Source organism: Mesorhizobium sp. M0018, assembly GCF_040323955.1.
In the GTDB taxonomy this organism is placed as follows: Bacteria; Pseudomonadota; Alphaproteobacteria; order Rhizobiales; family Rhizobiaceae; genus Mesorhizobium.
Genome location: NZ_JAMYVL010000023.1, coordinates 50,145 through 65,527 on the forward strand (window position 1 = coordinate 50,145; position 15,383 = coordinate 65,527).

13 protein-coding genes are annotated in these 15,383 nt (G+C 60.4%); 7 read left to right on the top strand and 6 right to left on the bottom strand.

Going from position 1 to position 15,383, the window contains the following annotated elements; translation table 11 throughout:
• Positions 1-31 precede the first annotated feature (31 nt).
• Positions 32-2,368 carry a 5-methyltetrahydropteroyltriglutamate--homocysteine S-methyltransferase gene (gene metE, locus NKJ81_RS26060; RefSeq protein WP_352542146.1) on the top strand — a complete coding sequence of 779 codons (2,337 nt, stop codon included), beginning with the start codon at positions 32-34 and terminating at the stop codon, positions 2,366-2,368.
• Between the two features lie 106 nt (positions 2,369-2,474).
• On the opposite strand, the gene NKJ81_RS26065 is transcribed toward metE, so the two are convergent.
• From NKJ81_RS26065 to NKJ81_RS26075, 3 genes are read right to left on the bottom strand one after another with little or no spacing between them, the layout of a single operon-like run.
• Complete coding sequence (locus tag NKJ81_RS26065) at positions 2,475-2,693, bottom strand: FMN-binding negative transcriptional regulator (RefSeq protein WP_352542147.1); 219 nt, start codon at positions 2,691-2,693, stop codon at positions 2,475-2,477.
• Positions 2,694-2,727: 34 nt separating this feature from the next.
• A complete protein-coding gene (locus tag NKJ81_RS26070; protein WP_352542148.1) occupies positions 2,728-3,630 on the bottom strand; it encodes a dihydrodipicolinate synthase family protein in 903 nt (300 codons plus the stop codon).
• Positions 3,631-3,682: 52 nt separating this feature from the next.
• Complete coding sequence (locus tag NKJ81_RS26075; RefSeq protein WP_352542149.1) at positions 3,683-4,915, bottom strand: trans-sulfuration enzyme family protein; 1,233 nt, start codon at positions 4,913-4,915, stop codon at positions 3,683-3,685.
• Positions 4,916-4,998: 83 nt separating this feature from the next.
• On the opposite strand from NKJ81_RS26075, the gene pdxR reads away from it, so the two are divergent.
• The 3 genes from pdxR to NKJ81_RS26090 all read left to right on the top strand — a co-directional run bounded on the left by pdxR (position 4,999) and on the right by NKJ81_RS26090 (position 8,432).
• Entirely contained in the window at positions 4,999-6,495 is a 1,497-nt protein-coding gene (gene pdxR, locus NKJ81_RS26080) for a MocR-like pyridoxine biosynthesis transcription factor PdxR (RefSeq protein WP_502904329.1), read from the top strand.
• A 459-nt stretch (positions 6,496-6,954) separates the two neighbouring features.
• Positions 6,955-7,662 carry a B3/B4 domain-containing protein gene (locus NKJ81_RS26085; RefSeq protein ID WP_352542150.1) on the top strand — a complete coding sequence of 236 codons (708 nt, stop codon included), beginning with the start codon at positions 6,955-6,957 and terminating at the stop codon, positions 7,660-7,662.
• A gap of 269 nt (positions 7,663-7,931) precedes the next feature.
• Complete coding sequence (locus NKJ81_RS26090) at positions 7,932-8,432, top strand: helix-turn-helix domain-containing protein (protein ID WP_352542151.1); 501 nt, start codon at positions 7,932-7,934, stop codon at positions 8,430-8,432.
• Between the two features lie 277 nt (positions 8,433-8,709).
• On the opposite strand, the gene NKJ81_RS26095 is transcribed toward NKJ81_RS26090, so the two are convergent.
• On the bottom strand, positions 8,710-9,765 hold the full coding sequence (locus NKJ81_RS26095; RefSeq protein WP_352542152.1) for a cytochrome-c peroxidase: 1,056 nt from the start codon (positions 9,763-9,765) through the stop codon (positions 8,710-8,712).
• Positions 9,766-10,543: 778 nt separating this feature from the next.
• Positions 10,544-10,792, bottom strand: coding sequence for a DUF982 domain-containing protein (locus NKJ81_RS26100; protein ID WP_352542153.1), 249 nt, complete (start codon positions 10,790-10,792; stop codon positions 10,544-10,546).
• A 624-nt stretch (positions 10,793-11,416) separates the two neighbouring features.
• Here NKJ81_RS26100 and NKJ81_RS26105 point away from each other — a divergent pair.
• Positions 11,417-11,887, top strand: a complete 471-nt coding sequence (locus NKJ81_RS26105; RefSeq protein ID WP_352542154.1) for a Ros/MucR family transcriptional regulator — start codon at positions 11,417-11,419, stop codon at positions 11,885-11,887.
• Positions 11,888-12,107: 220 nt separating this feature from the next.
• On the opposite strand, the gene NKJ81_RS26110 is transcribed toward NKJ81_RS26105, so the two are convergent.
• Positions 12,108-12,320, bottom strand: a complete 213-nt coding sequence (locus NKJ81_RS26110) for a cold-shock protein (protein WP_023679670.1) — start codon at positions 12,318-12,320, stop codon at positions 12,108-12,110.
• Between the two features lie 345 nt (positions 12,321-12,665).
• Here NKJ81_RS26110 and NKJ81_RS26115 point away from each other — a divergent pair, with 345 nt between their 5' ends.
• Entirely contained in the window at positions 12,666-12,920 is a 255-nt protein-coding gene (locus tag NKJ81_RS26115) for a hypothetical protein (protein WP_352542155.1), read from the top strand.
• Between the two features lie 1,064 nt (positions 12,921-13,984).
• Complete coding sequence (locus tag NKJ81_RS26120; protein ID WP_502904335.1) at positions 13,985-15,301, top strand: M16 family metallopeptidase; 1,317 nt, start codon at positions 13,985-13,987, stop codon at positions 15,299-15,301.
• The last annotated feature ends 82 nt before the right edge of the window (positions 15,302-15,383 follow it).

A 15,383-nucleotide genomic window follows, 5' to 3' on the forward strand; every position in this document is an offset into this window, starting at 1 on the left:
GTCACCGACGCCCCAACCATCGGGGTCTGGCATGACTGTCTCTCAGCAAATTCCTGTAGCAACGCTCGGCGTGCCGCGCTTCGGTCGTCGGCGAGAACTGAAATTCGCGCTTGAAAGCTACTGGTCCGGAAAATCGTCCGCTGCCGACCTTCTCACGACCGCGAAGGCGCTCCGTGCCGCTAGCTGGGAGGAGCAGCACGATCGCGGCGTGTCGAAAATCCCGTCGAACGACTTCTCGCTCTACGACCATGTGCTCGACACCGCAGCCATGGTCGGCGCCGTTCCATCCCGTTACGGCTGGAATAGCGGCGAGGTTCCACTTGACATCTACTTCGCAATGGCGCGGGGCAACCAGGGTCAGACGGAGGATTGTCGACACGCTGGTCACCAGCAGGCGGCTCATCGGTCTGATGTAACCGCGATGGAAATGACCAAGTGGTTTGACACCAACTATCACTACATTGTGCCGGAACTCAACGATGATCAGACGTTCGCCCTGTCGTCGACGAAACCGGTCGATTACTTCATCGAGGCTAAAGCTCTCGGCGTTCACACACGCCCAGTCATCCTTGGACCGATCACCTTCCTCAAGCTGGCGAAATCGCCTGCCGAAGGATTCGATCCCATCGCGCTCCTGCCGCGGCTGCTGCCCGTCTACGAGCAACTCCTGCAGAGGCTGAAGCTGTCTGGAGCCGACTGGGTGCAGATCGATGAGCCAGCGCTTGTCCTCGATCTGAACCCGAACGAACGAGCTGCGTTCGAATTCGCCTATGGCCAGCTGTCGAAAGCCGCGCCCGAGCTGAAGATCATGCTGGCTACCTATTTCGGGCCGCTGGGAGACAATCTCGAAACCGCGGTTTCTCTGCCCCTGGCCGGGCTGCATATTGATCTCGTGCGCGCTCCCGAGCAGCTGGAAACGGTGGGTCGGCTCGCACCGAAGGATCTGGTGCTCTCGCTTGGCTTGATCGATGGCCGCAACGTCTGGCGTGCGAACCTGCCCGCCATTCTCGACCGCATCAAACCGATCGTCGCCGGCTGGCCCTTGGACCGCGTCGAGATCGCGCCTTCTTGCTCGATGCTGCATGTGCCGATCGACCTCCGCATGGAGACGGAACTCGACGCGGACATCAGGTCGTGGCTCGCCTTCGCGGCCCAGAAGACCGACGAGTTGGTGTTGCTTGCCCGGGCCCTGTCCCAAGGCAGGGATGCGGTGGCAGGCGCGTTGAAAGCGTCTGCCGAGGCTGCCGCCACTCGCGTGAGATCCACGAAGATCCATGACCCGCTGGTTGAGGGGCGGATCGCCAGCATTGACGACAGCATGAAGCGACGAGAGAGCGCTTTTGCCGAGCGCTCCAGAGTCCAGGCCGGCACGCTCGGGCTGCCGCCGTTCCCGACGACGACCATCGGGTCCTTCCCGCAGACGCCGCAGGTACGCAGGGCGCGGGCCGCTCATGCGAAGGGCCAGCTGAGCTATGTCGACTACGAGACCTTCCTGAAGAAGGAGATCGAGGCTGCAATTCGCTGGCAGGAAGAGATCGGGCTGGACGTGCTGGTGCACGGTGAGTTCGAACGAAACGACATGGTACAGCATTTCGGCGAGCAGCTGTCCGGCTTTGCCTTCACCCAGCATGCCTGGGTGCAGAGCTATGGGTCGCGTTACGTGCGCCCCCCCATCATCTTCGGCGACGTATCGAGGCCCAAGCCGATGACGCTGCGCTGGTGGCAATTCGCCCAGTCGCTTACGGAAAACCCTGTGAAGGGAATGCTCACAGGCCCGGTGACCATTCTCAACTGGTCTTTTGTTCGCGACGACGTACCCCGCTCCGAAGCATGCCGCCAGATCGCGCTCGCCATCCGCGACGAGGTGACGGATCTCGAATGGTCCGGCGCAAGGATGATCCAGATCGATGAGGCCGCGTTTCGCGAAGGATTGCCACTGCGCCAGTCTGATTGGAACGACTATCTCGACTGGGCTGTCGAATGCTTCCGGATCGCTTCAACGGGTGTAAAGGACGCGACTCAAATCCATACCCACATGTGCTACTCGGAGTTCAACGAGATCATCGACGCGATCGCTGAAATGGATGCGGATGTCATTTCGATTGAGACGTCGCGCTCGAAGATGGAACTGCTGGACGCCTTCACGAGCTCCAAATATCCGAACGAAATCGGTCCCGGAGTCTACGACATTCACTCACCACGCGTCCCGGAAGTCGGCGAAATTTCGGATCTCGTCATGCTTGCCCGCGAGCGACTGTCGGATTCCCAACTGTGGGTAAACCCGGACTGTGGCCTCAAAACACGCAAATGGGAGGAGGTCCGCCCTGCCCTGATGAACATGGTCGATGCAGCACGTGCGCTCCGGTAGAAAGTGTAGGCCGGAGGGTTTCCTGGTTGCTCACCATGTGGTGAGTGACCGGCTGCCGCATGTCGGCCGTGAATGTCCAAAACGCGATCACATCTTTTGAAATAAGTCACGCGAGCGAGAATGTGCACTTTCCTTCGGCACGTGTATTAATCGCGCAGGAGTAAAGGGTACCGTTTTCTCCCTGTGACGTGTCGAGTTCGAAGGGGATGTGATTGGCGTCGAGACCGCTCCGGCCATGGGTTATCAGCATGCCAAGTGCGCTGTTCTCGATCAGTTCGTAAAGGACTTCTCGGCTCGGTTCATCGAAATGCGCGGGTACATACATGACAGGTTCCTTCACTGGCCGCCGGGTTCGCTGTTCACCGGTTGACATCCGATGGCAAGCGTTCCAACGCGGCGGCGATCTGGCGCTTCGCTGCTGAGGGCAGAGGCAGGATGGGACGCGGGGGGTCGGCACGGCAAATGTCGAGCAATTCGGCAAGTGCATAGACGACGCGAAGGCTCGAGAACTCCTTGAAGAGGCTCCAGAGCGGCGCAAGCGTGGCATCGATCCGTCGCGCTTCGGTCGCATCGCCCTGCTGCGCCGCCGCGACGATCTTCATGCAGACCTCGGGCAAGATGCCCGCGAGCACGCTGTACCATGTGTCGGCGCCGGCGATCATGGCCTCGGCAGCGTTCCAGTCGCCGCTGTAGCCAATCGAGAACCCTTCCGGCAGCGTGCGCCTCTGGTCGGCCAGATGGTTCTTGATCGCGTCGCTCCTGTCTGTCGGATTCTTGATAGCGACGACCCCACCCACCTTTGCCAGGCGGCTGACAAGGGCTGGGCTGAAATGGAAATGCGTCGTTCCTGGATTGTCATAGACGACGATCGGCAGGCCACTTTCGCGCGCCACAGTGGAGAAATGTTCGAACACCTCGTCATCAGTGAGCGGGGTGTAGGAAGCGGCCGCAAGCAGCCCCGCGGCAGCTCCAAGGGCCTTGGCGTCCTGCGCGAGCCTCACGGCTTCGTCGGTGCGCAGCGCGCCTACACCCACCACGACCGGCATTTGCCCTGCGGTTTCGTCCAAGGTCTCGGCGAGCGTCCGTCGCCGTTCCTCGCGCGACAGATACATGTAGGTGCCGGTGCTGCCGAGAAGACCGATGGAATCGACCTGAGCGGCGCAAAGCCGAGCAATCAGCCTGCGCAGGGCAACGGTATCAACGCGGCCGTCACGATTGCTCGGGGTGATGGGGAACGCGGAAAGACCGCTCAGGAATGCCATGGCAAGGCTCCAGATCTATGTGTGAGCGCAGAGGTGGCCGCACGCCAAGTCATCACAAGACGTCCAAAGCCCGCCGCAGATCGGCGATCAGGTCATCGGCGTCTTCGAGCCCCACCGAGAGACGCATGAGGTCCTCGCCGACTCCGTCGGCCAAATGCGCATCCTTGCGGATCGGCTGCCGAGCACGTGTGAGGCTTGCTGGATGATAGATGAGGCTGTCGGCATCGCCGAGGCTGACAGCCCGGGTGATCAGGTTGAGCCGGTCCATCATCCGCCGCGCGCCCTCGAACCCAGCGTGGAGGCCAAAGGCCAACATGCCCGACCCTTGGGACATCTGCTTTCGCGCCGTCACCTGATCAGGGTGCGAGTCGAGGAAGGGATAACTCACCCATGCCACCGCCGGGTGCGCCTCGAGCGCCTGAGCCACCGCAAGGGCCGTGGCGCTGTGCCGTTCCATGCGCAGCGTGAGCGTCTTCAGACCGCGCAGGATCAGGAAGGCTGACATGGGCGAGAGCGCTGCGCCGGTGATGTAGCGCAGGCCCGTTTCGTGCAGCGTGCGGAGCGTTGGCGCGTCGCCCAGAAGCGCGCCCCCAAGGGCATCGCCGTGCCCATTGATGTATTTGGTCAGCGAGTGGAGCACGAGGTCTGCCCCATGTTCGAGCGGCCGCTGGAGCGCGGGGGAGGCGAAGGTGCTGTCGACTGCAACCTTTACACCGCGCGCGTGGGCGCGCTCGGCAATGGCAGCGATGTCGAGGATGCGGCTCAGCGGATTGACCGGGGTCTCGAAGAAAACAAGCCGGGTCCGCTCGGTGATCGCGGCATCGAGATTGTGAGGATCGGACAGGTCGACCGCGACGACCTTGATGCCGAAGCGTGGGACCGCCTGTTCGACCATGGCAAGCGTGTTGGCATAAAGCGTCTTGTGGACGATGAGTTCATCGCCTTGGGACAGGAGCGACAAGATCAGTGTGCCGAAAGCCGCCATCCCCGAGGCAACGACCAAACCTGCCTCGGCTCCTTCCAGATTGGCGAGCCGTTGCTCGAGGATCTCCGTCGTGGGATTGTATTCGCGCGCATAGAGCCTTCCGCCAAGCGCGGCGGCGGCCTCGTTCGCTGCCACGCTTTCGAATCCATAGGTCGAGGTCAAGAAGACTGGCGGCTGAACGGCATTGGAAAAGCCGGCCGGATCGTAGCCATGATGGATCGCCCGAGTGGCGAATCCGGGACCGGTGTCGTTGAGCGACCGCGTGAGAGCATCGGTTTCGGATTGATAGGAACGGGTCATTCGGCCTCTAAGATCTTTCTTGGGTTTCCGAAAGATTGACGGCAAACTGGCCAATGTGAAATATCCAGTTGGCGATGAATGAAATGGTCCAGTCTTCAAGTGCCGGTTCTGCAGGTCGCACGCACGCGATGGGTGCACGCCAGATCTACGAGGCTCTTCGCGAGCAGATCCTCGGAAGTGTCTACGAAACCGGCAGTCAGCTGCCGTCCTCCCGAGGCCTCGCAAATGACCTTGGGGTTTCGCGAACGACGGTGACGGTCGCCTATGAGCAACTGGCTGCGGAAGGTTTCATCGACGTCCGTCAAGGCGCACGACCCCGCGTTGCATCTTCGTTGATCGGTCCTGGGACAAGCCGCACGCCTGCGAAACGGGTCGGCCCGGTTCTTCTGTCCGCCTATGGGGGCCGACTGCGCGTTACGCCGCCCTGGCCGGATTATCTGCCGACTGGGCTGAAGGTCGATTTCCGCTATGGCGACCTGGCGCCGTCAGACTTCCCCGCATTGGTCTGGAAACGTGCGATGAACGAGGCGATGGGGCAGCGCCCGTTGCGTCTTGCCTATGAGGATCCGCGCGGCTCGCGCCGGCTGCGCCAGGCGCTCCAGGGCTATCTCTGGCGCGCCCGAACCCTGAGCTGCGACCTCGAGCAGATCATCATCGTCAACGGTTCGCAGCAGGGCCTCGACCTATGCGCGCGCCTGCTTCTCGATCCCCCCGACCGCTTTGTCATCGAGGACCCGTGCTATAGGATGGCGCGTCAGGTCTTTGCCAGTACGGGTGCCTCGCCCATCCCGGTCACCGTCGACGAGGACGGGATGAAGACGGAGTTGCTGGCGGGGATCGGGGCGCGACTGGCCTATGTCACGCCATCGCATCAGTTTCCGCTGGGCGGCGTCATGCCGATCGCGCGCCGCCATCAGCTTCTGGAATGGGCGCGGCACAACAACGCCTATGTGATCGAGGACGACTACGACAGCGAATATCGCTACGATATCAATCCGGTCCCTCCGCTGCACAGTCTTGAGGACCACGGGGCTGTCATCTACCTCGGCACGATCTCCAAAACGCTCTCGCCGATGCTGCGTATCGGCTATCTCGTCGTCCCGACGGAATTGCAGGAGGTCTTCGCAACCGCCAAACAATTCGCGGACCGGCATTCGCCGGTGGCTGAACAGGAGGCTCTGGCCTCTTTGATCGAGAGTGGCGGCTACGAAAGCCATGTGCGGCGCGTGCGCAGGCTGAACGGCGAGCGTCGGGGGACGTTGCTGGGCGCCTTGCGGCGCAGCTTCGGAGATCGCATCGCTGTCCAGGGAGCAGAGGCCGGTCTGCACGTCGTCGTTTGGTTCGACGAACTGCCGCGATCGCGGGAAGCGACCCTGGTCGAAGCCGCCCGAGGCGCGGGCCTGGGCCTACACCTGATCTCGCCCCTTTACGAGCGGCAGTCGGACGAAGGCCACATCGATCGCATGGGGCTTGTCATGGGCTATGCCGCCTTGAGCATTCGGCAGATCGAGAAGGGCGTTGAGATCCTGCGAGCGGTTGTCAAGCAGGTGCAAGATGCGTTGCCGGGACATGGTGGCTAAAAACGGCGGGGACGTGGCGTGCTGGCGAGGAAACCGACCCTTGGGCTGAACCGTATTTCGTTTGCAAGCCAACTGGACTGGGAAAACGCCATGCAACTGGTGCTGTTGATCAGGCCAGTTTGGCTCAGATTTTCGTGCGAGACGAATTTCCGAGAGCGATGCATGACCCGGCAAGGAAAGCTGCTTCACATCCATATCGCGCCCGCTGCCTCCTAATGAAATGGAGGAACTGGCGGAGGCGCAGCTTGTTGCCGGCCGAGGCGGGCTCGAGCACCCGCAAGAGATAATCGACGATCTCTACCAGGCCTTGTCCACGGCCGAATGATGGAATTATGCGGCGCATGGTGCGGCATGCACCATGCCGATGCCAGAAGATCTGGACGATCGACAAGCACCTTTCTTCAAACATTTCCCGAACGACCCCCAGCGCAAAGCCTCCCCATGAGAAAAGAGCATCCCATGTCTTTCACGCCATTGGTTGCCCCCGAGATCAAGGCCCGCTACCCGGATTTTCATCTGATCAGCATTGTGGTGCGGAACGCTGAAATCGACGTGCCGGATGCACAGGCGTTGAACGACACGATTGCGGCGGCGGAACAGGCGGCGCTTCGCGATGACGCCCAAAGGGACGCGCATCTTGCGGCGTGGGCCGTTGCCTACGAGGCTTTCGGCACAAAGGCCAATCGAACGCCGTGCTCGGCCGCCGCGCTTCTCAAGCGGGTGCGGAAAGATGGCTCTCTCCCGCGGATTTCCGCACTGGTTGATGCCTACAATGCCGTCAGCGTGCTGTATGGCGTTCCGATTGGCGGGGAAGATCTCGATCTTTACCAGGGGGTCCCGAGACTTTTAATTGCGAAGGGAGCGGAGCCATTCGACACGATCCAGCAAGGTGAAATGGTAACCGAGCATCCCGAACCGGGCGAAGTCATCTGGTGCGATGATGCCGGTGTCACGTGCCGCCGTTGGAACTGGCGGCAGGGGCGGCGCACCATGGTCACGGTCGATACCCGCGCCATGTGGCTCGTGCTGGAAGCCCTCGGCCCAATGTCAGCTAAACAGATGACGGCCACCGGAGAGCATCTGATGGGACTTATCCAAGCGTTGTGCCCGGGTGCGCGAATCGAAACCGCGCGAATCGACGAGTCCACTACATCTCGTGTTCCTTAGGGTATGGCCCCACCTTTCGGAGAAACACCCCACTCAGCCCTGTCCGGATCTGGCGCTCCTTGCTCGCTCCGCTGGCCTACACAGTTGATTGCGAACGACCCAGAACGGCTCTCGAAAACGAGCGTCGAACGACATCAGATCACCGCTTGTTCTCCCTTAGCGTTGTTTGGCGTACTTTTATCGCGATGCCCTCCAGTGTTGGATGGTCCAAATTACGCAAGCTCGGTCGAGTGATCGCGGAGAAGCTTAATGTCGACTAAACGAAATTCATGGAGCGGTTCGGACAACGGGTGCGAACCCGGGACGTCGTGCCGGTGTCGTCAGGCTCTCCCGTCCGACTGAGCCTCGGTTTTCTTCACGGCGCGAATACTCCTGAGGCCGCCCGCATTCTCGTTAAGAGACAGCTGCCGCTCAGGACGGCCCACGCGATACTCACGGAGGTGGTCGATCACGGCAAGGCGTTCGTGACGGTTCCTTGCGTCGACGACCTGTTGGCACTGAAGAATGAACTGTCGTCCGCAGGCGTGATCGCGAAGGTTCATGCGCCGCGGCCGATAAGTGTTCGCGAAGTCCGGGATCGCACAAAGCTCTCTCAGGAGGCATTCTCCGTGAGGTATGGGCTCGATCTGGCAACGCTTCGAAACTGGGAGCAAGGTCGCTCGAAACCGGATGTAGCGCCGAATACTCTCCTTTGGACCATCGCCCGGAATCCGGAAGCAATCGAAGAATCGCTGGACATGGAGGACGGAGTGGCTGCCCCATCAACCTGAGGGGCCGGTCACTCCGGCGCGCGGCTATTCGGCCGCCAGCGCGACAGCCGGCCGCCGCGCGGTATCGACAGCGCGCAAGCCTCAAACGTCCGACGCCTTCCTTGGCATGTCGCACGCCAGATCCCAAACATGGTTCCACCGCAACGAGATGGTGACGGAAGCAGTGTCTGCACTTTGAAACGAGCCAGGCCTTTGCGTCCTCATGGACGTCGCGATCGTCTCGTCCCAGTAAAAGTCGCAATCATTGTCGATGCGACGTTCCGTGCCAGCTGGCCGTTTATTTTCCTAAGATCTGCGTTACAGGCCGGGGCGTTGTCGCCGTTTCGGCGGGTAAAATGGGATAGGCGAGCTCGGGTGCCTTTCCGGTCAGCGAGTTGAGGAAGGCAACAAGCAGGTCGACTTCTTCGTCCGCCAGTACCACGCCAAGCTGGGTGGTTCCCATGATGGCAACGGCCTGTTTCAGATCCCAAACCTTGCCCGAATGAAAGTATGGCGCGGTGAGTGCAACGTTGCGCAGCGGCGCCACGCGGAAAACATAGGAATCGTCGGCAGTATTGGTGACCGCAAATCGGCCCTTGTCTTTTTCCGGCAGGACCTCGGCGCTGGGCTGTTCCACGAGGCCGAATGGGTAATAGGCTTCCCCACCAACGTTGATGCCGGCATGGCAGGACGAGCAGCCTTTGTCCATGAAAAGCGCCAGGCCCTGTTTCTGTTCGGAAGTCATGGCGGCGTCATCGCCATTCAGGAAACTGTCGAAGGGGGCCGGCGTGACCAGTGTCGCCTCGAAGGCTTCGATTGCCTTGGCGAGGTTGTCGAAGGTGACCCGATCGGCTTCAGCCGGAAAAGCTGCATCGAACCACTCGACATATTGCGGCATGGACTTGAGCGTGGTGATGACTTGGCCCGGTGTATTGGCCATTTCGATCCCGGCTTGGACCGGTCCCTTCGCCTGAGCCTTCAGGTCTTCGGCACGACCATCCCAGAACTGGGCGATGTTGAAGACAGCGTTCAGTACAGTCGGCGCGTTGCGCTGTCCCTTCTGCCAACCATGGCCGATCGAGGTTTCGTGATTGTCGTCGCCGCCGGTGGCCAGGTTGTGGCACGAGTTGCACGACAAGACGCCTGACGCAGAGACGCGTGGATCGAAGAACAGTGCCTTGCCGAGAGCGATCTTTTCCGGGGTGATCGGGTTGTTGGCGACTGCCGGCGTGGTGGGTGGCAAAGCCTTGAAAGTGGCCATTGCCGTTTCTCTGAGGTCTGCGGGGATCGAATCCGCAGCAAAAGCGGTGGCTGTCAGCAAGGGGACAGCCATCGTACTGAATAGGATTTTCATAAATGATCTCGCTGCGTGGTGCACGCAGCCACTCTGGGATATGCGGCTCATGAACGCCCTGCGCTAGATCAGTTGCGGGAGAGGACCGGGTGGTCTGACACCTGTTTTCGCGGCAGAGCTTGGACCGTCCCGGAATTGAACGCTCTTCTCGATTGGATTTCAGGGAGGCGGAGGATCGCTGCTCGGCAAGCGGCGGCGCCGGAGCCCGGAGCCGTGCTTCGGTTCTCTCTGCGCCTTCAACTATGAAGAAATCGGGGCCACCGTGTCCGATTCGGTTTGGGGCCGGTTATCTGTTCCGCAGCAGGTCCTGCTCGACTTCCGCCTGCCTTCGCCAGATCGACGTGGGCCCAAATCGATCCGCGATAGTGTCTTGTAGCACCTTTGCGGGACGATCTTATTTCGACTGTAGAGGGCCGTTTCGGGTGAGCAAAATTACACGAATTTCAAAGGGCGCCCGAGTAGCTGTTTTGATTGGCTTGTGACGCCTATAGCCTCCATCGAGCGAATATTGGCAGACGACGGAGCACAATTTTGGCCTCGTTTATCAGCTTCAATGGGACAACTGCTTTGCGATAATAACAGGGCAATTTACCGTCATGAATTTGAGAGAACCAAGTCCCACGCAGTGATTTTCACACCGGAAGCGTTGCAGTCCTGTCGCGAGAAGCTCTAGCGCGCAAAATATTGTTTGTTTATACCACGCTCTAGATGCCGGCGAAATCTGGATACAATAACCTCGTCGGCGTACCCGCTCCAGCCTCACACACGACTGCGACGCCTATACTTGCGCTTTTCCACTGTCCGACATGCAGGCAGCGAGCCATTGCATCGCGGAGGTTGCATCTTCCAATATGACGACCTGTTTCGCAAAGCGGAAAAAACTCTTGCGCGCTGCGCTCGCAGGTTTTCGTCCGTTGTATGCATCAAAGCACGCCCTGAGGGCGGCTTCGTGGATCCGGTCTCTGCGATCTTCTGGCCATTCGTTGAGAAAATCGATAGCATCCGCAGGACGGGCAATCTCTTGCACGATGTGCGCTGCACGCCTTACGAAAGTGGGCTGCTGAAAGTTCCTGAGCTCATTCGTTCCTACCGACCTGCTGAACCGCTCGTTTGCGTGAACAGGCGCCTCCTCTACACCCGCCCACCATTGCGGAATGTGTTGTCACAGCGATAGCGGTTCAATAGCAAAGCAGCGGCGTGATGTCCTCGGTTTACCAGCGGTCCAATCCCTAACATCCTGCTGCGAGAGCGGCTCACCGGATGAATCTACATCGTTGCGACCATTGCGAATCCACGCTTGATAGTTCCTCCACGCGCCACCAGGAAGCGGCCACTGCTCTGCCATGGATTTCACAGCCAAAGAGAGGATGGCGAAACAGAAACAGCCGGCTTCGTTTCGAGATTACTGGTCATTTCGGCGCAAAGCTTACGGCCGAGACGCGCCTGAAAATGCGCAAGCACCGCGGCAGGTCACCAACAACGGACGGATCAACGATCACGACGGCGGGATACCGCGCCATAGATCTCGCTGGACGAGCATCGCAATAATCGTGTCGAGACAATCGTGTCGAGACCTTTGTTGCTTTCAGCGGCGACCGCCACTATGAAGCGACGCTTCGCCGACTGTGTTTCACGCCGCCTGGAGAGTTTCATGACAGAAGAAGCCGAAAAAAACATCGACACCCTCATCGAGCTCACGGCCGATGTCGTCTCAGCCTATGTCTCCAACAATCCGATCCCGGTGGGGGATCTCCCTGCCCTCATCGGCCAAGTGCACGCGGCTCTGAAAGGGACGGCCGGAGGTGTCTCTGCAAAAGAGCCGGTTGCCCTTACGCCTGCAGTCCCGATCAGGAAGTCGGTGACACCGGACTACATCATCTCCCTTGAGGACGGGAAGAAATTCAAATCGCTAAAGCGCCATCTGTCGACCCACTATGGGCTGACGCCGGATGGATATCGGGCCAAATGGGGCCTGCCGGCGGATTATCCCATGGTCGCGCCGAACTACGCCGCGGCGCGCTCGTCATTGGCCAAGACGATGGGGCTCGGCCGCAAACCGAAAGCGCCGGAAGCGCCGGAGCCGGAGCCGACGAAGCGAACCCGCAAGAAGGTTGCGGCTTGATTTCGGCAATCGAGATTCGTTCTGGAGCGTTGCAGCCATCGGCTTAATCTGCTCGTCATATAAAAAGGCGGGGCCAACCCCGCCTTCCTTTCAAACAACTTTGTTTCATGAGGAATTCGCGACGCCTGCAGCAATCTGCTGCCCTCAGTTGCTCGCTCCTATCGAGCGGCCGTGAGGACCTCCGGACCTACGCACCCACTCTTGCCAGGACGCAGAAATTTCAACCAGCTTTGCTGAGGCTGCCAGCGGAGGATTTGCCAGTGCGGCGATCCTGCTCGATCTCATAGTTGATCTTCTGGCCGTCAGCGAGGGTCGAGAGGCCCGCGCGTTCGACAGCGGAAATGTGGACGAAAACATCCGGACCGCCATTGTCGGGCTGGATAAATCCAAACCCCTTGGTGCTGTTGAACCACTTTACCGTTCCAGTAGGCATATACGTGTTCCTCCTTAACAATTGCCACGTGGGCAGGCCATCAGGCCTGCCCGACTCATAGCCGAGACTTGGGCGCAGCAAAAAGCGAAAAATTGTTAAGCCCCGATCAGCTGGCGCACTCAATTGTGGCCGGGGTCGCCAGCAAGCACTGTCCTACGGTACCGCTCGAGCATGGCCGCGAGCGCCCGATCCTTCCAACGCTCCTCAGCGCCACGTCTATGGCTGGTGCTTGGAGGCACGGGACGTAAGGCCGACCGCTGCTCGTGCCGCCAGGTCAAAGGCCGGGTAGTTCACGGAGCTACCTTCGTGCATAACGGCTCGACAAGCGCTTGAAGGAGTTTCGAATTGGATTGTTTCAAGACGGTCGAGGGGTTAATCGATGCCACCAGCGTGGAAGCGATCGATAACGCGCGCGTTTTGCTGGACCAGTTCAAGGGCAGGTCTGAAACAATCGCCCAAGCGATCGACGACTTCCTACTTGATTTCATGACCTTGCTGTTTGTGGTAGAAGCTACCCGCGAGCGGTTCCACAATCCGGCGAGGCGGTTGGCGCGCATCAGATTGAGCAGGATCAGGCTGTTACTCACCCGATGCTCTTGACCTAAGGGACCACGCCGCCAGGGATGCGTTTGCAGCCGCAAAGAAGGCAAAATCTGTTCGCCGGCAAACCGAGCACAGCCAGGCGGTATTTACGCAGATGAATTCGATCGCGACCGCCAAATTCTCCTGTTTGGTACCCAGCGACGACGGCAAGCGCGGACAGCTTCCGTGCTGCTGTCCTCCAGCGACCGACGTGCCTGCATGCCCCTCCACGGCGAGCTCGACGGTTGTTTCTTACGTTTGACCAAGGTCCCACGCAAACACTCCCCTTTCCTTTCGCGCAGCAACTCATCAGGCTCAACGGCCTCGCGGCAGGCGCATTACGCCAGAAGCGCGCTACCGCATCGTTTTTTCCCGCCCGAGTCCTACGATCTTCGTTTTCCAGCGCCTCGCCGATATCGCCCAAGTTGCCGATTTTTGGATCAGATCCGTCCTAGCGCGAGCAGGCTCCGCGCTCGAGTTGGCTGGGCTGCTCACGCCTCTGCCCTTCAGCATCGACCCGGTCTGGCTGTCGAGGACAGGGTTCCGCCGCGGCGACCAACATCTCCATTCTCACCGTCAGTGCAGCGGCCATTCGAAGCGCATCCTATACCCCTCTCCGGCAGCGCGCCCAATCTCTTCCGAACGAAGAAGATATTCTCAGCCGCGCGCGTCGCGTTCGGCCCTGTCCGATGTCCGACAATGTCGGATGCGCAACATGGCAGAGCCCGATTTGTCCACTGCCTCGAACGGTTTTCTGATCTGGCACGGTGCATGCTTGGTCATCCGCAAGGCGTCGCGGACCAAGGAGAATCCGTCCCATGATCACCTCACCAAGAAATACCGCCGCAGGTCACCTGGGTCCATCCAAAGATGAGGCTCGGGTAAGGCCTGGCTCCATGAAGAGCTTATTTATCTGGCTCGGCGCTACCCGCCGATCCTCCCACGCGGGGAGACGGGGACGCAGCGCCTTCGTCAAAATTAGGAACAAATCACTTTGCCTCGAACCTTGCCTTTCGACCAGCCACCACAACCGGAGCCATCGATCGTCCGCCTGGCTGCGCAGGGCGTTCATTGCCACCGCGCTGGCCCTGGTGACGACCGCTCCGGCTCTGGCCGCCACCGCCGGCGGCAAGGTGACGGATTTTCTGCTCGACAACGGCATGGAAGTGGTCGTCATCCCCGATCACCGCGCGCCGATCGTCACTCATATGGTGTGGTACAAGATCGGCAGCGCCGACGAGCCACCCGGCAAATCAGGCCTTGCCCATTTCCTCAAGCATCTGATGTCCAAGGCGACGACCAACCACGCCGCCGGCGAGTTCGACCGAGCCGTCTCAGCCATCGGCGGCTACAATAACGCCTTCACCGCCTATGACTACACCACCTTCCTCGAGACGGTGGCGCCCTCGGCGTTGGGTGAGATGATGGGCTTCGAGGCCGATCGCATGTTCAACCTCATCCTCAACGAGGATGATATCAAGACCGAGCGCGACGTGATCCTGGAGGAGCGCCGTTGGCACAGAGAGACGAACCCGCATGCTCTGCTGGACGAGGAGGTCAACGCGACGTTGCGGCAGAACCAGCCTTACCGCATTCCGGTCATCGGCTGGATGCAGGAGATGGAGAAGCTGAACGGCACCGACGCATTCACCATCTACAACAAATACTACCGACCGAACAACGCCGTGCTGGTGGTGGCCGGCGACGTAGAGCCTGAGACGGTGAAGGCGCTGGCCGAGAAGACCTATGGCAAGGTTGTGCGCGGGCCGGACCTGCCCCCGCGCAACCGTCCGATCGAGCCGGAGCAGAACACCAGGCGCACAGTGACGCTGACCGATGCGCGCGTTTCGGTGCCGAGCTTTTCCACTCAATGGGTTGTGCCGTCCTATCATACGGCAGAGCCCGGCGAGGCCGAGGCGCTCGACCTGCTGGCCGAGATCCTCGGCGGCGGTAACCGCAGCCGGCTCTATCAGGAACTTGTCGTCAAGCAAGGCATAGCCTCGGCGGCCGGCGCCTCCTTCCAGGGCACCATGCTAGACGACACCAATTTCACCATCTCCGGCTCGCCGCGCGGCGATGCAAAGCTCGTCGATCTCGAAGCGGCAGCCGTTGCCGAAGTCGCCCGGATCGCCAAGGATGGCGTCACCAGCGACGAGCTGGACAAGGCCAAAGACCGCTATATCCGCTCGGTGATTTTTGCGCACGACGAGCTGGACCACATCGCCAACATTTATGGCAAGACGCTCACCACCGGTGGCAATGTGAAGGACGTGCTCGAGAGGCCGGACCGCGTCCGCAAGGTCACCACCGACGAGGTCAAGGCGGTCGCCGCGCGTTATCTGGTGCTCGACCATTCGACGACAGGCTATCTTTTGCCGCAGCAACAGGCGGGGAATTGATCATGAGCTCCATCCCCATGCAAACGCGCCGGCCGGTCTTCCCCCGGCGCGCCTTCGCCACCCTGTTCCTCTCCATCCTCTT